Here is a 17,429-nt window from a genome sequence, read left to right as displayed (position 1 = left end):
GCCAAGGGGTGGTCCGCACCGACCACCACGGCCAGGTGGTCCTGCCGGTAGGGCACGAACTCCAGGTCGCCGGTTGCCATGGATTTGCGACAGATGCCCAGGTCTGCGTTGCCTTCGGCCACGCCTCGTACCACGTCGGGGCTGAAACGCTCTTCGATGTCGGCCTGGATCAGCGGGTTTTCCAGCATGAACGCCGACAGTTCCTCGGGCAGGAACTCCATGATCGACGACACATTGGCCAGAACCCGCACATGACCACGCGCACCGTCGGCGTATTCGCTCAGCTCGCTGTCCAGGCGTTCCATGGCGCGGGTCATTTCCCGCGCATGGCGCAACAGGGCCAGGCCTGCCGGGGTCGGCTCGACACCGCGCTTGCTGCGAGTGAGCAAGGCGGTGCCGAAGCGCGCCTCGATGTCCGAGATGCGTTTGCTGACAGCAGACGGCGCCATGAACGCACGCTCGCCGGCGCGGGCGATGGTGCCCGCTTCGCAGACGATGATGAACAGGTTCAGGGACAGGGGGTCGAGGGGTTGCATTGCTGGGCTCGGGTCGGGGATGGAAGCGCAGACTGTATCAGGGCCTGACCCTCAGATCTCCCGGTGATGGGCCCGGCCCCCCTGCCCCCAATCCCCAACCTTGGGGCAACCGGACCCACTGCCAAAAGCTCGAAGATGGCCCTGTAAAAAAACCGGACGCCTTGCCCCACAAGGCCTGCAACGCATTTTTCAAGTGTTGGCACAGCTATTGCCGATCTCCTCCCAGACGCCCCAAGTCCATGGGCCCGTTTGCAGGAGGAATTGACTCATGCACCGACCGATACCCCACCCGCTGGCAGTGGCGATTTTCGCCGGCATGCTCCAGCTCCCGGCGCAGGCTGCCTTGAACGCAGTCGATCCAGGCGCCTACGTGCCCGCCAACGGCGGCTTCCCCGCCTGGTACCAGGACAGCCACGGTCGAACCCTCGACCTGTGCCTGACCAAGGCGGTCAGCTCACGCGTGGCCGGCGCCCCCGGCGCGCCGTCGTACATGTGCACGCTGCTGCCCACCCCCGGCGTGTTCGACGATACCCAACCCATCGCCTTCCCCAGCAACTTTCCTGACGAAGCGTTCTGGTTTACCGCCGACGCCGCCATCGTCGACGCCGCCCGCGGTATCGACCTGAGCTACGGTACGGCGATCGAAGCGGCGTTCGCCGCCGAAGAGCCGGTGGAGGGCGACCAGGTCAGCTTTGCCCGGGTGCGCATCCGGGTCGATGTGCCAACCGCCGGCACCTATGTGGTCACCCACCCCTACGGCGTCGAAGTCTTCGATGTACCGGCCGCCGGGCGCCGGGCAATCAACATGACCCGCGACATCGGCATTGCCGGCGCCGGCGACTTCTCCGGCGCGTTGAAGGGTGATGTCGGGCCGTTCCTGCGCAGCGTCAACGGCCCCTACACCGAGGGCAGCGAGCGCTTCATCGGCGACCCGAACCTGGATGAACAGGTCACTGGCAGCCCCTTCAATACCAACTATGTGCGCATCGAGGGCCCGGGCGGCATCGACCTGCGCACCGAGCTGTTCTCGATTTCCGGCAAACTCTCGACAGTCGCCCTGCCGACCCCGCTGATGCCACAACGCAGCACCTACTCGCGGCATACCGAGAACGGCGACCTGCGTGCCCAGCAGGACATCTTCGTGATGGCCCCACCGCCACCGGCCAGCGTTACGCTGACCAGCCAGACGCCCAACCTGAACCTGACCGAAGCCAATGGCACCGGGGCCTGGTACGCCCAGTCGGCGCTCAACCCGGCTGCCGGCACCATCGTCACGCTGACTGCCGACAACAGCGTGGCAATCCCCACCAGCAGCCTGACCACCAGCAACCTGCCGCTGACCGACCTGGTCACCATCACCCAGGCGCAGTACCGCTTGTCTACCGGCGAACTGACCCTGGTGGCCAGCACCAGCGACGAGACCTCCCCGCCTGTGCTCACCGCGCATACCGGCAACGGTACGTTGATCGGCGCCCTGAGCGGCAACGGCGCCGTCAAGACACTAAGCATGTCGCTGTCGCCGATCCCGCCGGCCAAGGTGCAGGTCACCAGCGCCAATGGCGGTAGCGATACCGAAGACGTGGTGCTGGTGCCATGAACAGACAAAGGCTCAGCCTTCAAGGAGGCAGTATGAACACTTGGTCGCGCCGTGCGCTGTTGGCCGCCGGTTTCTCCCTCACCGTTACCAGCGCCGCGTTTGCCGCGCTGTCTGATGTCGACCCGGGGCCATACACCTTCGCCACCGGTGGTTACCCGATGTGGTACAAGGACGGCCTCGACCAGTCCCTGGAGCTGTGCCAGTCCCGGGCGACCAGTACCCGGGTGCCGGGGACCCCGGCCGCACCTTCGTACATGTGCACCCTGCTACCGGAACCGGGTATCTACGACGACGCCTTGCCGCTGGTGTTCCCCGACAACTGGCCGCCGGAGATGTTCTGGTTCCTGGCCGAAGCCACCATCCCTGCAGTCGGTAACAGCGGTTACGAGCTCGATGCCTACGTCGCCGGCCTTGAAGCGGCGTTCGCTGCCGAAAACCCGGTTGACGGCGACCAGCAGAGCTTTGCGCGCATTCGTATCCGCGTCTCGGTACCGCGTGCAGGTGTCTACACCATCACCCACCCCTACGGTGTCGAAACCGTCAATGTCACCACACCCGGTCGACGCGCGATCAACATCACCCGTGACATCGGCATCGGCGCACCAGGCAACTTCCGCGGCGCACTCAACGGCGCGCTCGGGCCATGGCTGCGCGGGGCTGGCGGGCCTTACACCGAGGTCAACCCGGACACCGGCGCGACCGAAACCTTCATCGGCGACCCCAACCGCCCGGAGGCCGTGGTCGGCAGCCCGTTCGACACCAACTTCATCCGTATCGACGGCCCACCCGGGCGCATCGAGACCGCCGTATTCACCGTCTCGGGCAAAGTATTGGACCAGCGTGCGCAAACCCCGGTCACCCTGGAGCGCGCCACCTACTCGCGTAACGGCAGCGGCACCCGGGTAGAGGTGTTCGCCAAGGCCCCCAAAGAGGCCAGCCTGTGCATGCGCAATGGCCTGGCACTGATCGGCACACCGCCGTCGCCGTGCCAGTTCACCCTGACTGCGGACAACAACGGCTTGTTCTTCAGCCAGCAGTTCAGCCAGGCCGTGCAGCCTGCAGTGGTGGTGGTCACCGCCAGCAACGCGGCCGGCGGCACCCAGCCTACCGCGTTGTCGAGCAAGCTGACCGACGTGGTCCAGGTCAGCACCGCACGTTATGACTGGGCCAATAAACGCCTGCTGATCGAAGCCGCATCCAGCGACGAGGTGGCGATCCCCGACCTGCTTGCCCAGGGCTATGGCCGCATGTCGAAATCGGGCACGCTGCAAAGCCTGACCGTCAACGATGTGTTGCAGCCGCCAGCCACCGTCACCGTCAAGTCTGCCCATGGCGGCAGCGATGTCGAGCCGGTGATCGTGGTCGGCAACGCCCCGGTCGAGGCGGCCAACCAGCCACCGCTGGCCCAGGCCGATGTCGGCAGCACCAGTGTCGGTATCCCGATCACCCTCAACCTGCTGCTGAACGACAGCGACCCGGACGGCAACGTGCCGCTGACCATCAGCGACCTCACCCAACCCGGTACCGGCCTGGGCGGCGTGGTGCTGAACGGTACCACCTCGGTCACCTACACCCCGCCAGTCGGCGCCACGCAACCGCTGGTGGCCAGCTTCAGCTACCGGGCAACAGACGCCAAGGGCCTGAAGTCGGAACCGGCCACGGTCACCGTCAACGTCGCGCCTAACCAGGCACCCACTGCCGTCCCGGAAACCGTCGCCACCCTGGGCGTGCCGTTGACCATCAACGTACTGGCCAATGACACCGACCCGGAAGGCAACCTGCCGCTGGCCGTGGCCGCCGTTACCCAGCCGGCTGCTGGCCGGGGTACGGTGAGCACCGACGGCACCACCGTGACCTACACGCCACCGGCTACGGTAACCGCAGCCTTCACGACCACCTTCACCTACCAGGCGCGTGACTCGCTGGGGGCGCTATCCAACGCGGGCACCGTCACCGTCAACGTGTCGCCACGTCCGGCTGCCGAGACCTTCACAGTCACGGCCGCCACGGTCACGGCGCGCTCCAACAACCGCTTCAACTGGGACATCAGCGGTACCTCGTCGGTGACCACCGGCAACGTCGTGACGGTGCGCGTCACCACCACCACAGGCGTGCAGACCTTGGGCACCGCCACCGTACCGGTGACCGGCCGCTGGCGCCTGGCAGTGAGCAACAGCACCACCTTGATCCCGACCGCCGCGCCGACGGCGACCATCACCACCAGCCCGGGTACCACGCGCACCGTCAACGTGGTTGTGCAGTAACGGCCGGAGTAACGCCATGAAACGCCTGTATCCACTGCTGCTCAGCCTGGCCCTGGCGGGCCAGGCCAGTTGGGCCGAAGACCTGATGGACAATGCCGACCTCGCACCCGGCAATGACCTGGGTGACCCAGTGATCATCCGCCTGCTGCCGGTCGGCGCCGGTCAGGCGGCGGTGATCGAGCAGCAAGGGTCGGGCAACCGCGCCGCCCTCGACCAGAACGGCCAGGCCCTGCTGGGCCGCATCGTCCAGACCGGTGGCGCGCAGGAGGCGTACATCCTGCAAGAAGGCAGTGACCTGATGGCCAGCATCAGCCAGCAGGGCAATGGCAACAGCGCGTCGATCCGCCAGAGCGGCAGCAGCAATAGCGCAGCCATCGAACAGATCGGCAACGACAACAGCGCCAGCATCGTGCAGTCCGGCACGGGCCTCAACAGCTCCGTGACCCAGGCAGGCAATGGCCAGCATGTTCAGATCACCCAATACCGATAGACCTGGAGGCACCACCATGTACAAGCTCGCTCCCTTAAGTGCCGCTATCGTCCTGGCCCTCGCAGGTCAGGCCATGGCTGCTGACAGCACCTCGTCCCAGACCCAGGACGGCAAGGAAAACATCGCCGAAGTCAGCCAGACTGCCGCATCCTTCGCCTCGGCCACCCAGAACCAGACCGGCAAGGGCCACAACCACCTGGCGGTGCAGACCGAGAGCACCAGCGACATCAAGCAAAGCGCCACCGGCTCGCTCAACGCCGGCTACGCCGAGCAACTGTTCGAGAACGGCAGCCAGATCACCCAGCAGGCCGGTGGCACCACCAACGATGCCTTCGCCAGCCAGTCGCTGGGCAACAACAACGAGGCCCTGCAAACCCAGCAAGGCACCGGAAACGTCTCGACCGTGTGGCAGGACACTCAGGAAGGCAGCAAGGCCACCACCTCGCAGTCCGGCCAGCGCAACGAAGCCTTCATCGAGCAGACTTTCGGCGGCAGCAACAACCGCAGCACGGTGACCCAGACCGGCCAGGACAACTACGCCGCCGCCGAGCACCTGAACCACATCGATGGCGATGTCCAGATCTACCAGGACGGCCGCGAAAACTGGGCCTATGGCGACCAGCGCGACGGTACTGGCGGCACCATCGGCATCGGTCAATACGGCACCGGCAACTCGGCGGAAGTGTGGCAGGACACGCAGATCGGCAGCCAAGCCGCCGTCACCCAGACCGGGCAGCTCAACGAAGCCTATATCGACCAGAGCTTCGGCGCTGACAACAAGGTCAGCCTGTCACAGCAGGGCCGTGCCAACGCCAGCTGGTCGGATCAGTTCGAAACCAACAATTCGAACACTACCATTACCCAGACCGGTAACAACAACCTGCACTACACCTACCAGAACGGCGAAAACCTCAGCCTTGCCATCAACACCAAGGGCAACGGCAACACCATCACCGCCAGCAACTGGAAAGGCGCCAAGATGGGCGGCCAGTTCGGCGCCAACCAGACCGCCACCATCAACCAGAACGGTACCGGCAACGGCGTCAACCTGACCCAGAATGGTGAAAACCACGTGGCCACGCTGAACCAGAAAGGCACCGGCAACCAGATGCAGACCAAGCAGGCCGACAGCAACAACGAGTTGTACTTCGAGCAGAACGGCACCGACAACATCCTGATTGCCGACCAGCGTGGTACCGACAACTATGCCTACGGCAACAGCCAGGGCACTGGCAACAGCATCACCCTGGACCAGTCCGGCTACAGCAACCAGAGCTACACCAACCAGCTGTATGGCAGTGGCAACGAAGCCACCATCAAACAGGCTGACAGCATCAACGTCGCCTACGTGACCCAAGGGGGCCAGGGCAACAAGGCGTTCGTCGACCAGAGCGGTATGGCTCAAACCGCCACCATCAGCCAGCTGGGCAACGCCAACATGGCTACTGTGACCCAGAAGTAGACGGCTCCCCCTTGAACCGCGGTGCTTCTCTCCCTGGTGCCGCGGTTCCTTTTTTTCCTGCCCTGTTTGTTTTTTTATGCGGCCTGTTCACGGGTGAGCCCGCTGCCACAGGTTCTCCACTGTCCTCAGGCCTGTGCAGTATCTGTGGAAGCGGGTTCACCCGCGAATAGGCCAGACCTGCCAAGCACACTACAATGGTCAAAACCTGACCTGACCCTCCCCCATGATCCAGTCCGACCTCAACCTGTTCGGCCCCCAGCCGCAACGCCTGGCCAGCCACACCGTGCTGCTACCCGGCTTTGCCCTGGCCGAAATCGAGCCACTGCTCGACGCCCTGCGCCCGGTGCTGCGTGCCGCGCCGTTCCGGCACATGACCACCCCCGGGGGCCTGCGCATGGCGGTGGGCCTGACCAACTGTGGTGCGCTGGGTTGGGTGAGTGATGAACACGGCTACCGCTACAGCCGTTGCGACCCGCTCAGCGGCGAGCCTTGGCCCGCGCTGCCTGCGCTGCTGCTGAACCTCGCAACCCGCGCCGCCGCCATGGCCGGCTTTGACGGTTTTGTGCCCGATGCCTGCCTGGTCAACCACTACCTGCCCGGCACCCGCCTGAGCCTGCACCAGGATCGCGACGAGCAGGACTTCGCCCAGCCCATCGTCTCGGTATCGCTGGGCTTGCCGGCGGTGTTCCTGTTTGGTGGCCTGCAGCGTGCCGACAAGACCCGGCGCATCCCGCTGAACCACGGCGATGTGCTGGTCTGGGGTGGCGAAGACCGTTTGCGTTTCCATGGCGTGCTACCGATCAAGCCCGGCGTGCACCCGCGTCTGGGTGAGCGGCGTATCAACCTGACGTTGCGCAAGGCCGGTGGCTGACGCTGGCAGGCAACCCACCGTTCAGCACCGGTGGCTGAAACATGTTGAACATCTTCGCCAGGCAGGCTTCAAATACCTTGTCGCGCCTTAGCTTTGCCTGGAGCTTGCCATGCCTAACCCGCCTTACCCTTCACACCTTCAATACGGAGTGCCGCGCCCATGAAAATGCCCGGCCGTTCGCCCAACGCCTCGCTGCAACTCGATTACGTGCGCGACACCCTGTTTGGCCCTGTGGCCCAGAGCGTGGAGTGCGAATGCCAGATGGCCGACCTGACCCTCAAAGGGCGGCCGGGGTTGCGCCTGCATATCTGCCCGCCGCTGCCCGACAAGGTCGAGCGGGCGCACAGCGTGGCTTTCGTCTGGGACGGGCGCAGCTATCGGGGAGTGGTACGCGACAAGGGTAAATGCGGAGACGGCGGCATGAACCTGCTGCTGGAGTTGCTATAGGTTCAGTCTGAGGCGGGGCCAGATGTCCCCGGCCAGCCTGGACTGGCCGGGGCACAGGCTCCCTCAGGCAATGGCCTTGAGGGGGACCGGGTGGCTCGCGCGTAACGCGTGGAGCTGCGCCACCAGCGTGACCAGGTCCCGGCAACTGTTCAGGTTGTGCAGCGGGACCCCGCTCAGGGTCACGCCTGCTTCGAGACTCTGGCCCTGACCCAGGCGGATAGTCAGGTTGGCGCCATCCGGGCAACTGACTTCACAACGGTCGGGCAGGCAGGCCTGCTCGATCATCTGCCGCATCTCTAGCATCGAAACTCCAATCAACGACATGGTACGACCCTCTCTGTGGGATGGCCTGTTGTGTTTAAGTACACCTTTGTCAGGCAGGGCGCCAATTGATATTGCGCATGCCCGGGCAGGCGTCCATGCGCCGGGGCAATGATCTTTCCGTGAGAATCATCTAGCACCTTAGTGGAAGATCCGCAGAGGCTGGGCGGTGTTCGATCGCAATGGCGCACTTAACGACGAGCGGTCTCGCCTGTGGCCAACGACGCCCACAGATGCTGGGCTGCGTAGGCTCGCCACGGTCGCCATGCCAATGCCCGGTCAGCCAGTTGCGCATCAGCCCCCTCCAGCGAGCGCAACGCCTTGACCAGGGCCACATCGCCCAGCGGCATCGCGTCGGCAGCGCCGGCCTGGCGCAGGGCGAGGTACTGCGCACTCCATGGACCGATGCCTTTGAGTTTGCAGAGGTTACCCAGCAGCACATCCAGCACTTGCCCTGTGCGCAACAGGCCCGGTTCGGCGAGCAAGGCATTGGCCAGCGTGCCCAGGGTGGCGGCCCTTGCCTTGGGCATGCCCAGGTTCTCGAACCGGGCAGCCGCCAGCACTGACAAAGCAGGGAAAACGTGGCTCAACCCCGGCGCCGAGAGACGCAGCCGGACACCGTGGCGTTGTACCAGCCGGCCGGCCAGGGTCATGGCGCCGGCGACGCTGATCTGCTGCCCGAGTACCGTGCGCATGGCCTGCTCGCAAGCGTCCCAGCCTTGCGGTACACGCAGGCCTGGACGCTGTTGCAGCAGCCGGGCCATCAGTGGGTCACGAGAGAGCTCGGCGGCGATGCGCACAGGGTCGGCGTCGAGGTCGAATACCCGGCGAAGCCTGGCGATCAGGCCGGGTAGCGCAGCGCAGGGCACCCCTTCAAGGCGGACCTGCAGGCGTTGGTCAGGTAAAGGGGTGGCGTGCATCACCGCGTGTTGACCGGCAATCACCAACGAGCGGCTGTAGGTGCCGTCGAGGCAGGTTTCGATGCCAGGGATACAGCGGGCGGCGAGGAATGCCACGGTCGAAGGCCAGTGATAGGGGGCACGGTAGCGCAGCCACAGCATGTGGTGGTGTGGGGAAGGAAATGATCGGCGCACGGCGTGCAGGCGGGTGAGCTTGGGCATGGCTGCATCATGCCAGCAAACCGGTAGCCTGTACCGGCCTTGTCGCCGGTACGGGCGATTCAATCAGCCATGATCAATGCGCAGCGCCGTCCCGCGCATCCTGCATTTGCCCAAACCTTCCGGCATGGAAATCGTCGAACGACTCGGCAATCTCGGCCTGGCTGTTCATGACGAACGGGCCGTAGCCGACGATTGGCTCATCGATCGGTTCCCCGCTGAGCAGCAGCACACTGGCACCTTCCGGCGCCTCGAGGGTAATATCCTCGCCAGCCGGGTCAAGGAGCACCAGGCTGGACGGGCCGGCCTCGCGCTCGCCGTTGACCCGCACGGTCCCGCGCAACACCACCAACGCCGCGTTGCGCCCTGCGGCCACCGGGAGCTGCAAGGCTGCACCAGCAGTCAGGCGCAGGTCCCACACATCCATTGCGGTAAAAGTCCGCGCCGGGCCTTGGTGCCCAAGGTAGTTACCGGCAATGACCCGCAAACTACCGCCCTCGCCGTCCAGTGCAACCACCGGGATATCGTTGGCCAGCAGCGTCTGATACCCGGCCGCTGCCCGCTTGTCCCGCGCCGGCAGGTTGACCCACAGCTGTACCATTTCCAGCGTGCCGCCGCTGCGGGCGAAGGCTGGGGAGTGGAACTCTTCATGGATGATGCCATTGGCGGCGGTCATCCACTGCACGTCCCCAGGGCCGATCAGACCGCCAGCGCCGGTGGAGTCACGGTGCTCCAGCTCGCCCTGATAGACGATGGTCACAGTCTCAAAGCCGCGGTGCGGGTGCTGGCCCACACCCCGTCGTGCAGCAGTCGGGGTGAAATCATGGGGGCCGGCATAGTCAAGCAGCAGGAACGGGCTGATCTGGCTGGCCAGGTTGTCGTAGGTGAACAGGCTGCGCACCGGAAAACCATCCCCCACCCAATGAGCGTGCGGGTTGCGGTGGATACCCAGAATCTTTTTCATGAGAAGGCTCCTCTCTTGGCTGGGATAACCTTATCAATGATGTCAATCGGGCGGTAGTCAGCTGTTTTGGCATGCATCGTTCCATAGATGGAACAATCAGCCCTGCAAGAAATCTATCACCTGATCAGCTGCCTTGCCAGGGTCCTCCTGCATGAAACAATGCCCGCCCGCTACCTGTTGCGCAGTCACATTCGGGTTGAGCGCCGCCAGCCGACTTACCGAGTGTGGCACGAAGGGATAGGTGTGCTCGCCATACAACACCTGCGTAGGGGTGCTGATCGCAGCAAGGCTTGCCCACATGCGCCTGGGGAACGAGCTGAATATTTCCACCTCACGGCTGGGCCGGCATTTGAGGACCACCGCTTCGCCGCAATCACCGATGGCATGTTCGACATAGGCCTGCAGCGCCGCATCTGCCCAGCCCTTGAAGATGCCACGGCCTTGCAGTGAAGCGAGCGCCGCTTCGCGATCAGGCCAGTGGCTGCGCCGGCTCGCGGCCTTGCGCGCCAGGGCGTGGCGCTGGTGCAGGCCAACCAGGGCCGCCGCGCCCATCACGCCAAGCATGCGCCGGCTGAACAGCACCGGGTCAAGCAACACGGCACGTGCAAACAGCTGCGGCTCACTGGCCAGCATCAGCCCGGTGAGCACGCCGCCAAAGCTGTGCCCGACGGCAAAGCGCGGCACTTCGCCGTACTCGCCACGCCCGGCCTGAAATGCCTCCACGGCCAACGCGGCGGTACGGTTCCAGCCGCGAAACGCCCCGCCATGGTCACTGTCACCGTGCCCCTGGACATCGCACAGCCACAGGTCGAAATGCTCGCCCAGGCGCATCAGCAAAGGCTGATAGGCCAGGCAGCAGAAGCCGTTACCGTGCAAGAAATGCAGCAGCGGCTTGCCGCTGGCCGCGGTGCGCCAGCCACGCAGGGTGAAGCCTTCGGCACATTCGTGGGACCAGGGGATCAACTGCATGGGCTTGAGCAACTCGCGGGCTAGGAAAACGCCGATTCTACAAACAGAAGCGGGTACAGTGAAATCACCAGCAACAGGGCCATCAGGACATTGAACAGCATCAGCCAACGCGGGTTCTGCAGCAGGTTGCGCAGCGCGCTGCCAAACATCACCCACACGCCCACGCTGGGCAGGTTGACCAGCGCGAACAAGGCGGCGATGACGATCACGTTGGTCACATAGCCTTGCGCCGGTGTATAGGTTGTGATCGCCCCCACCGCCATCACCCAGGCCTTTGGATTGACCCACTGGAACGCCGCTGCGCCCCAGAAGCCCATGGGTTTGCGAGCACCGGACGAAGCCGTGCCGACTGGCCCGGAAGTGGCGATTTTCCAGGCCAGGTACAGCAGGTAGGCCGCCCCGGTGTAGCGCAGCACTGTGTACAGCGGCGGCCAGGCCTTGAACACCTCGCCCAGGCCCAGACCAACGGCCAGCACCATGACCATGAAACCGACGCTGATGCCCACAGCGTGAGGAATCGAGCGGCGCACGCCGAAGTTCACCCCCGAGGCCAGCAACATGGTGTTGTTGGGGCCGGGCGTGATGGAGGACACGAAGGCAAACAGCACGAAGGCGGTCAGCAGGTCGGCAGAGGCGAGCATAGGGGCGGTCCACTTTCTTTATAGGTGCTGTCACACTAACGGAGTCGCCCTCCCCTGCGACCAGTACAGTTCCATTAAATTATGTAGATACACCTCACTGTATTGCTACCCGAATCAAGGAAGCCGTCAACATGAGCGTTACCATTCGCCCTGCCGTTCGCACCGATGCGCAACAGATTCTGGCCTTCATTACCGAACTGGCCGAGTATGAGCGTGCCCGTCACGAAGTGATCGCCAGCGTCGCCGACATCGAGCACAGCCTGTTCGACGAGGGCAGCACGGTGCATGGCCTGATGTGCGAACGCGATGGCCAGGCAATCGGCTTCGCCGTGTATTTCTACAGCTACTCGACCTGGCTCGGGCGCAACGGCATCTACCTGGAAGACTTGTATATCACGCCCGAGCAGCGCGGCGATGGCGCGGGGCGGCAAGTGCTGCAGCACATTGCGCGCGAAGCGGTAGCGAACAACTGCGGGCGGCTGGAGTGGAGCGTGCTGGACTGGAACGAGCCGGCGATCGGCTTTTACCAGAAGCTGGGGGCCGAGGCGCAGGACGAGTGGGTGCGCTATCGCCTGGACGGGGAGAAGCTGGCGGCGTTTGCTCGCGGTTGATGGGGCGGGAGAGCCGCTGTTAGGGGGGGCATCAGGGCCCAGCTCATATCCCGCAATTGACGCCACGCCCGCCCCATGCTCTCCTTATGCCTGCGTTCAGGTGCCCCTTCTGGGGTGAAACGGGAAACCGGTGCGTCGCGGCCCTTCAGCAGGGTCGGACTAGCCCGGTGCTGCCCCCGCAACGGTAAGCGAGCGAAGCGTCTGTACCACTGTGCCCGTAGTTCGGCATGGGAAGGTGACGCTTTTCAGGAGCCCTGCTCTTCCTCGCAAGCCCGGAGACCGGCCTGGCGTTCATGAACACCCCGCGGTGGGCGGGCGCTGTCGCATTCCCTGGGCAATCACGCTCGGGGCTGCCGCGCTTGTCCGTTGCCCACAAAAAAGCAGAGGAACGCGTCATGCCCGTCACCAGCGCCAAGCCACACAGCCTTGCCACCCCCACCACGCTAAGCCAACGCGTCGTCATCGCCGTCGGCGCCAGCCTGCTCGGCCTGTGCCTGGTCTACTTCGCCGGTTTTTCGCACATCGAGGCCGTGCACAACGCTGCCCACGATACCCGCCACAGCGCCGCCTTCCCCTGCCACTGAGTACGCCCGATGATCACGCGCATTGCCCGTACTGCGGGCTTCAGCGGGCTGCTTGCGGCCTTGTTGCTGACCTTGTTGCAAAGCTTCTGGGTGGCCCCGTTGATTCTTCAGGCGGAAACCTACGAGTCTTCGGCCCCGGCCGCACACCACGAACATGGCAGCGAAGTCGCTGCCCATGAGCACAGCGCCGAAGCCTGGTCGCCGGAAGACGGCTGGCAGCGCGTGCTGTCTACGACCGGTGGCAACCTGGTGGTGGCGGTCGGCTTCGCCCTGATCCTGGCCGCGCTCTACAGCCTGCGCGCTCCGAAGCGCGCCAGCACGGGGGCTTTGTGGGGGCTGGCGGGCTTCGCCGTGTTCTGCCTCGCGCCAACCCTGGGCCTGCCCCCAGAACTGCCAGGTACGGCTGCGGCCGACCTTGGGCAACGTCAGGCCTGGTGGATTGGCACCGCCAGCGCCACCGCCCTGGGCCTGGCCTTGCTGGCGTTTGCCCGCCACGGGCTGCTGAAAGCGCTGGGCGCCGTGCTGCTGGTGGTGCCGCATGTAATTGGCGCGCCGCAACCGGAGGTGCACGAAAGCCTGGCTCCCGAAGCACTGGAAGCCCAGTTCAAGCTGGCCTCCTGGCTGACCAACGCCGCCTTCTGGCTGGCCCTGGGCCTGCTAAGCGCCTGGCTGTTCCGCCGCTCAAGCCAGGCCTGATGCCAGTTTTTTACGCCGGTTTTGGCTGCCGCCGGGGCTGCCCGGTGGATACGCTGCTCAGCCTTCTGCGCCAGGCCCTGGATAATCAGGGCCTGGCGCTGGCCGACCTGCACGGTATCGCCAGCATCAGCCTGAAGGCCAACGAACCGGGGTTACAGCAACTGGCCGAACACCTCGGTTTGCCTTTGGTGCTGTACCATGGCGCGCAACTGCAACCCTATTCCAACCTGCTCAGCCACCGTTCTGCTGTGGCCCATGCCCACACGGGTTGCTGGGGGGTGGCCGAGAGCGCGGCGTTGGCCCTGGCAAGCCAGGGGCTCGGCACAGCGCGGTTGCTGCTCACACGCCAGGTGATGGGCCCGGCAACCCTCGCGCTGGCCTGCTGAACGCTGCACCCTCATTTCTTGCAAGGACTTTCCATGACGGTCTACTTCATCGGCGCCGGCCCCGGCGACCCGGAACTGATCACGGTCAAGGGGCAACGGCTGATTCGTCAGTGCCCGGTGATCATCTACGCCGGCTCGCTGGTGCCTGCTGCCGTGCTCGAAGGCCACCGGGCCGAAACCGTGATCAACAGTGCCGAGCTGCACCTGGAGCAGATCATCGCCGCCATGCGCACGGCGCACCAGCAAGGCCAGGACGTCGCCCGCGTGCATAGCGGGGACCCCAGCCTGTACGGCGCCATCGGCGAGCAGATCCGCCACCTGCAGGCGCTGGGTATCGATTACCAGATCATCCCCGGTGTCACCGCCACGGCCGCCAGCGCCGCCCTGCTCGGCTGCGAGCTGACCCTGCCGCAGGTGGCACAGACGGTGATCCTGACCCGCTATGGCGACAGCTCGCCGATGCCACCCGGCGAGCAGCTGGCGGACCTGGCGCGCCATGGCAGCACGCTTGCGATTCACCTGGGGGTCAAGCACCTCTCGCGGATCGTCGACGAACTGCTGCCACACTATGGCGCAGACTGCCCGGTGGCGGTCGTGCACCGCGCCACATGGCCAGACCAGGACTGGGTTCGTGGCAGCCTTGGCGACATCGCCGAACGTGTCGCCGCCAAGGACTTCCGCCGCACCGCACTGATTCTGGTGGGGCATGTGCTGGGCAACACTCCGTTCGCCGATTCGGCCTTGTACCGCGCAGGGCACGCCCACTTGTATCGCCCTGGCGACTGAGCATTGCCAGGCTCACCACAGGCGTAGCAGACTCCGGGTTCCCGCTTGCGAACCGGAGTCAAGCTCATGCTGGATCTACGCCCCAACTGCGAATGCTGCGATATCGACCTGCCTGGCGACAGCCCTGACGCGCTGATCTGTTCCTTTGAATGCACCTTCTGCCGCACCTGCGTCGAAACCCGCTTGCAGGGCTATTGCCCGAACTGCAAAGGCCAGCTGGTGACCCGTCCGACGCGGGTCGGCCAGGCCTTGGCCAACAACCCCGCCTCGCCCTTGCGCGTGAATAAAACACACCTCGCCTGCAATTGACCGACCAGAAAATCGACACTCCGCCTTGTTAGCGGTGATGTCTTTCCATTATTTGTAGGAATTTTCAACAAGGCACCCGAGGATTATCAACACTTCTATACTCGGCATTACCAAACTTCAGGATTGGTCGTATCTTGCAGCGCTTCCGATTAACCCGCTTGCAGACGTATTCCTGAGTGATCCAGGAAGGCGGACCACATCCTGACAGGAGTTTTCTCATGACAACCGTGCTGATCGTCGATGACCACCCGATCGTCCGGGTCGCTTTGCGCACTATCCTCGAGCGCGAGCGCTTCCATGTTGTCGGCGAAGTGGGCGACGGCCGGATCGTGGCGCAGGTGGCCCGCGAGCTGCGCCCGGACGTTGTAATTCTGGACATCGGGCTACCCGGGCTGGACGGCATGGAAGTGATCAAACGCCTGCAGTGCCTGGAGGCAGTGCCGAAAATCATGGTCCTGACCGGTCAGGCCACCGATCTGTACGTACGCCGCTGTCTGGATGCCGGCATCGGCGCCTTCGTCACCAAGGATGAAGATACCGATCCGTTGGTGTTTGCCCTCAAGGCCCTGATCAAGGGCTATTCGACCTTCCCGCAGATGTCGGTCAACAGCAACTCGCTGGAGAGCGAACCCGTGCGCCTGGAAAGCCTCTCCAACCGTGAAATGGAAGTGCTGCGGCGCCTGGCGCGCGGTGAAAACAACAAGAACATCGGGCACTGCATGAACCTCAGCGCCAAGACCATCAGTACCTACCGAGGCCGTATCATGGAAAAGCTCAGGACCGAGTCGCTGGTTGAAATGGTCGACCTGGCCAGACGCAACGACGTCAACTGAGCGCTTGGCCACCATGAAACGTCTGCTGGCCAGTGCCGTTATCGCCATTGGCCTTTCGGCCTCGGCAAGTCTGCTTGCCGACAGCGAACCCCGACAGCTGCTGGCGCGTTCCGTCAGCGCTGCCACCCCGCTGCAACTGCCCAGCGACGACCGTGACTGGCTCGCGCGACGACAGCGGCTGGTGCTGGGTAGCTCCCGGCCTGACTATCCACCGTTCGAAATCAACGTCAGCCAGCGTGACTACGAAGGGCTGAGCGCCGATTACGCCGGCATCATCGCCGAGCAACTGGGTATTGCGATCGAAGTGCGCCGGTACGACAGCCGCCATGAAGCCATCGCGGCCCTGCGCGAGGGCCGGATCGACCTGCTGGGCAGCTCCAACGCATTCGAGGCGGCGGACGCCGAGCTCAACCTCAGTACCCCCTATGCCGATGATCTGCCTGTCGTTGTCACCCGCAAAGGCAGTGACCTGAAGAATGCGCGTGACCTTGCCGGCATGCGCCTGGCCATGGTCGACCATTACCTGCCGGCCAGCGCCGTGCACGCCCTGTATCCCAAGGCCCAGCTAAGCCTGTATCGCTCAACCCTGGCCGGCCTTGCCGCTGTCGAGCTCGGCGAGGCCGACGCCTACCTGGGCGATGCGATCAGCACCGATTTCACCATGGGCAAGAGCTACCAGAACACGCTGAAGATCGACCACTTCAGCCAGGTTGCCCCTGGCGAGTTCGCCTTTGCCTTGGCCAGCGACAACCCGCGCTTGCACCGACTGGTCGATCAGGCGTTGGCCCGCATCAGCGAAAGCGAACGCCTGAACATCCTGCGCCGCTGGAGCAGCGGCAACACCAGCCTGCTGCTTCAGCGCCACCTGTCAGTGCTGAGCGCAGAGGAGCAAGCCTGGATAGCCAGCAATCCGACCGTCAACGTGCTGGTCAATACCGGCCTGGCACCCCTCACATTCAACGATGCCCAGCACCGTCCCAGCGGCATCACCATCGACCTGCTCAAGCAGATCTCCCTGCGAACGGGGCTGCATTTCAAACCGCTGGAGAGCTCCTCGGCGCAGGAAATGGTCGAACGTCTGGCCCGCGGTGAGGCGCAGATGATCGGTGCCCTGGGTTATGGCGCAGACCGTTCGAAGCAGATGCGCTATACCCGCCCCTACCTGGTCAGCCCAAGGGTGCTGGTCACCCGCAACGATGGCTCCGCACCGGCGCAGGCCAGGGCACTGGACGGTCAGCGCATCGCCCTTGTGCGCGGCTCCCCGCAACGGGCGGCGCTGGAGGGACGCTTCGCCCAGGCCAAGGTGGTCGAGGTGGACAACCCGCTAGGCCTGATGGAAGCGGTGGCCAACGGGACTGCCGACGTTGCCCTGAGCAGCCATATCAATGCCGCCTACTACATCAGCCACGTGTTCAAGGACCGCCTGCGCATCGCCAGCGTGCTGGATGACGACGCGGCCGTGGCCGCCTTCGCCGTGGCCCCGGACCAGCCTCAGCTGCAAGCCATTCTCGACAAGGCACTGCTGAGCATTCCCCCCGATGAAC

At 64.6% G+C, this 17,429-nt stretch carries 20 protein-coding genes and 1 riboswitch; of the genes, 14 read left to right on the top strand and 6 right to left on the bottom strand.

The genetic code is table 11. From position 1 onward, the window contains the following. A partial coding sequence (locus tag HP547_RS16180; RefSeq protein WP_172286818.1) for a LysR family transcriptional regulator occupies window positions 1–536 on the bottom strand: 536 nt, incomplete at its 3' end. A gap of 268 nt (window positions 537–804) precedes the next feature. Here HP547_RS16180 and HP547_RS16175 point away from each other — a divergent pair. The 6 genes from HP547_RS16175 (at window position 805) to HP547_RS16150 (ending at window position 7,667) form a co-directional block, all read left to right on the top strand. Next, window positions 805–2,133: a hypothetical protein gene (locus HP547_RS16175; RefSeq protein ID WP_172286817.1), complete on the top strand. Its 1,329-nt coding sequence runs from the start codon at window positions 805–807 to the stop codon at window positions 2,131–2,133. A 32-nt stretch (window positions 2,134–2,165) separates the two neighbouring features. Continuing rightward, on the top strand, window positions 2,166–4,397 hold the full coding sequence (locus HP547_RS16170) for an Ig-like domain-containing protein (RefSeq protein ID WP_172286816.1): 2,232 nt from the start codon (window positions 2,166–2,168) through the stop codon (window positions 4,395–4,397). 16 nt (window positions 4,398–4,413) lie between these two features. After that, window positions 4,414–4,887: a curlin gene (locus HP547_RS16165; protein ID WP_172286815.1), complete on the top strand. Its 474-nt coding sequence runs from the start codon at window positions 4,414–4,416 to the stop codon at window positions 4,885–4,887. Between the two features lie 16 nt (window positions 4,888–4,903). Then, on the top strand, window positions 4,904–6,349 hold the full coding sequence (locus HP547_RS16160) for a curlin (RefSeq protein WP_172286814.1): 1,446 nt from the start codon (window positions 4,904–4,906) through the stop codon (window positions 6,347–6,349). Window positions 6,350–6,572: 223 nt separating this feature from the next. Further along, window positions 6,573–7,220 carry a DNA oxidative demethylase AlkB gene (alkB, locus tag HP547_RS16155; protein WP_172286813.1) on the top strand — a complete coding sequence of 216 codons (648 nt, stop codon included), beginning with the start codon at window positions 6,573–6,575 and terminating at the stop codon, window positions 7,218–7,220. Between the two features lie 159 nt (window positions 7,221–7,379). Then, entirely contained in the window at window positions 7,380–7,667 is a 288-nt protein-coding gene (locus HP547_RS16150; RefSeq protein ID WP_172231156.1) for a hypothetical protein, read from the top strand. A gap of 63 nt (window positions 7,668–7,730) precedes the next feature. Here the strand turns inward: HP547_RS16150 and HP547_RS16145 are convergent, their stop codons facing one another. The 5 genes from HP547_RS16145 to HP547_RS16125 all read right to left on the bottom strand — a co-directional run bounded on the left by HP547_RS16145 (window position 7,731) and on the right by HP547_RS16125 (window position 11,680). Next, on the bottom strand, window positions 7,731–7,991 hold the full coding sequence (locus HP547_RS16145) for a DUF1652 domain-containing protein (protein ID WP_172231153.1): 261 nt from the start codon (window positions 7,989–7,991) through the stop codon (window positions 7,731–7,733). Window positions 7,992–8,179: 188 nt separating this feature from the next. Then, complete coding sequence (locus HP547_RS16140; RefSeq protein ID WP_172286812.1) at window positions 8,180–9,109, bottom strand: DNA-3-methyladenine glycosylase; 930 nt, start codon at window positions 9,107–9,109, stop codon at window positions 8,180–8,182. 73 nt (window positions 9,110–9,182) lie between these two features. After that, window positions 9,183–10,070, bottom strand: coding sequence for a pirin family protein (locus tag HP547_RS16135; RefSeq protein WP_172231147.1), 888 nt, complete (start codon window positions 10,068–10,070; stop codon window positions 9,183–9,185). Window positions 10,071–10,166: 96 nt separating this feature from the next. Further along, window positions 10,167–11,039 carry an alpha/beta fold hydrolase gene (locus HP547_RS16130; protein WP_172286811.1) on the bottom strand — a complete coding sequence of 291 codons (873 nt, stop codon included), beginning with the start codon at window positions 11,037–11,039 and terminating at the stop codon, window positions 10,167–10,169. 20 nt (window positions 11,040–11,059) lie between these two features. Then, a complete protein-coding gene (locus HP547_RS16125; RefSeq protein WP_172225813.1) occupies window positions 11,060–11,680 on the bottom strand; it encodes a LysE family translocator in 621 nt (206 codons plus the stop codon). Between the two features lie 131 nt (window positions 11,681–11,811). On the opposite strand from HP547_RS16125, the gene HP547_RS16120 reads away from it, so the two are divergent. The 8 genes from HP547_RS16120 to HP547_RS16085 form a co-directional block, all read left to right on the top strand. Further along, window positions 11,812–12,291: a GNAT family N-acetyltransferase gene (locus tag HP547_RS16120; protein ID WP_172225811.1), complete on the top strand. Its 480-nt coding sequence runs from the start codon at window positions 11,812–11,814 to the stop codon at window positions 12,289–12,291. Between the two features lie 81 nt (window positions 12,292–12,372). Next, window positions 12,373–12,594: riboswitch (cobalamin riboswitch) on the top strand. A gap of 92 nt (window positions 12,595–12,686) precedes the next feature. Next, on the top strand, window positions 12,687–12,875 hold the full coding sequence (locus HP547_RS16115) for a CbtB-domain containing protein (protein WP_172225808.1): 189 nt from the start codon (window positions 12,687–12,689) through the stop codon (window positions 12,873–12,875). A 9-nt stretch (window positions 12,876–12,884) separates the two neighbouring features. Further along, window positions 12,885–13,571: a CbtA family protein gene (locus HP547_RS16110; protein ID WP_172286810.1), complete on the top strand. Its 687-nt coding sequence runs from the start codon at window positions 12,885–12,887 to the stop codon at window positions 13,569–13,571. After that, on the top strand, window positions 13,571–13,957 hold the full coding sequence (locus HP547_RS16105; RefSeq protein WP_172286809.1) for a cobalamin biosynthesis protein: 387 nt from the start codon (window positions 13,571–13,573) through the stop codon (window positions 13,955–13,957). The genes HP547_RS16110 and HP547_RS16105 overlap by 1 nt, the downstream gene beginning before the upstream one ends. A gap of 33 nt (window positions 13,958–13,990) precedes the next feature. Next, a complete protein-coding gene (cobM, locus tag HP547_RS16100) occupies window positions 13,991–14,743 on the top strand; it encodes a precorrin-4 C(11)-methyltransferase (protein WP_172286808.1) in 753 nt (250 codons plus the stop codon). Between the two features lie 66 nt (window positions 14,744–14,809). Continuing rightward, window positions 14,810–15,052, top strand: coding sequence for a DUF1272 domain-containing protein (locus HP547_RS16095; protein ID WP_172225796.1), 243 nt, complete (start codon window positions 14,810–14,812; stop codon window positions 15,050–15,052). A 218-nt stretch (window positions 15,053–15,270) separates the two neighbouring features. Then, a complete protein-coding gene (locus tag HP547_RS16090) occupies window positions 15,271–15,885 on the top strand; it encodes a response regulator transcription factor (protein ID WP_172225793.1) in 615 nt (204 codons plus the stop codon). A 13-nt stretch (window positions 15,886–15,898) separates the two neighbouring features. Beyond that, the coding region (locus HP547_RS16085; protein WP_172286807.1) for a transporter substrate-binding domain-containing protein at window positions 15,899–17,429 on the top strand (1,531 nt) is incomplete at its 3' end.

The sequence above is a fragment of the Pseudomonas sp. CM27 genome, assembly GCF_013179515.1.
Classification (GTDB): Bacteria; Pseudomonadota; Gammaproteobacteria; order Pseudomonadales; family Pseudomonadaceae; genus Aquipseudomonas.
The sequence above is the reverse complement of the archived record's forward strand: the minus strand, read 5'-3'. Positions and strand labels throughout refer to the sequence as shown.

What these genes read in the sequence shown, in the direction of transcription:
- HP547_RS16175 (WP_172286817.1), top strand. Translation starts at nt 805, where the DNA reads ATGCACCGACCGATACCCCACCCGCTGGCAGTGGCGATTTTCGCCGGC.
- HP547_RS16170 (WP_172286816.1), top strand. Translation starts at nt 2,166, where the DNA reads ATGAACACTTGGTCGCGCCGTGCGCTGTTGGCCGCCGGTTTCTCCCTC.
- HP547_RS16165 (WP_172286815.1), top strand. Translation starts at nt 4,414, where the DNA reads ATGAAACGCCTGTATCCACTGCTGCTCAGCCTGGCCCTGGCGGGCCAG.
- HP547_RS16160 (WP_172286814.1), top strand. Translation starts at nt 4,904, where the DNA reads ATGTACAAGCTCGCTCCCTTAAGTGCCGCTATCGTCCTGGCCCTCGCA.
- alkB (WP_172286813.1), top strand. Translation starts at nt 6,573, where the DNA reads ATGATCCAGTCCGACCTCAACCTGTTCGGCCCCCAGCCGCAACGCCTG.
- HP547_RS16150 (WP_172231156.1), top strand. Translation starts at nt 7,380, where the DNA reads ATGAAAATGCCCGGCCGTTCGCCCAACGCCTCGCTGCAACTCGATTAC.
- HP547_RS16145 (WP_172231153.1), bottom strand. Translation starts at nt 7,991, where the DNA reads ATGTCGTTGATTGGAGTTTCGATGCTAGAGATGCGGCAGATGATCGAG.
- HP547_RS16140 (WP_172286812.1), bottom strand. Translation starts at nt 9,109, where the DNA reads ATGCCCAAGCTCACCCGCCTGCACGCCGTGCGCCGATCATTTCCTTCC.
- HP547_RS16135 (WP_172231147.1), bottom strand. Translation starts at nt 10,070, where the DNA reads ATGAAAAAGATTCTGGGTATCCACCGCAACCCGCACGCTCATTGGGTG.
- HP547_RS16130 (WP_172286811.1), bottom strand. Translation starts at nt 11,039, where the DNA reads ATGCAGTTGATCCCCTGGTCCCACGAATGTGCCGAAGGCTTCACCCTG.
- HP547_RS16125 (WP_172225813.1), bottom strand. Translation starts at nt 11,680, where the DNA reads ATGCTCGCCTCTGCCGACCTGCTGACCGCCTTCGTGCTGTTTGCCTTC.
- HP547_RS16120 (WP_172225811.1), top strand. Translation starts at nt 11,812, where the DNA reads ATGAGCGTTACCATTCGCCCTGCCGTTCGCACCGATGCGCAACAGATT.
- HP547_RS16115 (WP_172225808.1), top strand. Translation starts at nt 12,687, where the DNA reads ATGCCCGTCACCAGCGCCAAGCCACACAGCCTTGCCACCCCCACCACG.
- HP547_RS16110 (WP_172286810.1), top strand. Translation starts at nt 12,885, where the DNA reads ATGATCACGCGCATTGCCCGTACTGCGGGCTTCAGCGGGCTGCTTGCG.
- HP547_RS16105 (WP_172286809.1), top strand. Translation starts at nt 13,571, where the DNA reads ATGCCAGTTTTTTACGCCGGTTTTGGCTGCCGCCGGGGCTGCCCGGTG.
- cobM (WP_172286808.1), top strand. Translation starts at nt 13,991, where the DNA reads ATGACGGTCTACTTCATCGGCGCCGGCCCCGGCGACCCGGAACTGATC.
- HP547_RS16095 (WP_172225796.1), top strand. Translation starts at nt 14,810, where the DNA reads ATGCTGGATCTACGCCCCAACTGCGAATGCTGCGATATCGACCTGCCT.
- HP547_RS16090 (WP_172225793.1), top strand. Translation starts at nt 15,271, where the DNA reads ATGACAACCGTGCTGATCGTCGATGACCACCCGATCGTCCGGGTCGCT.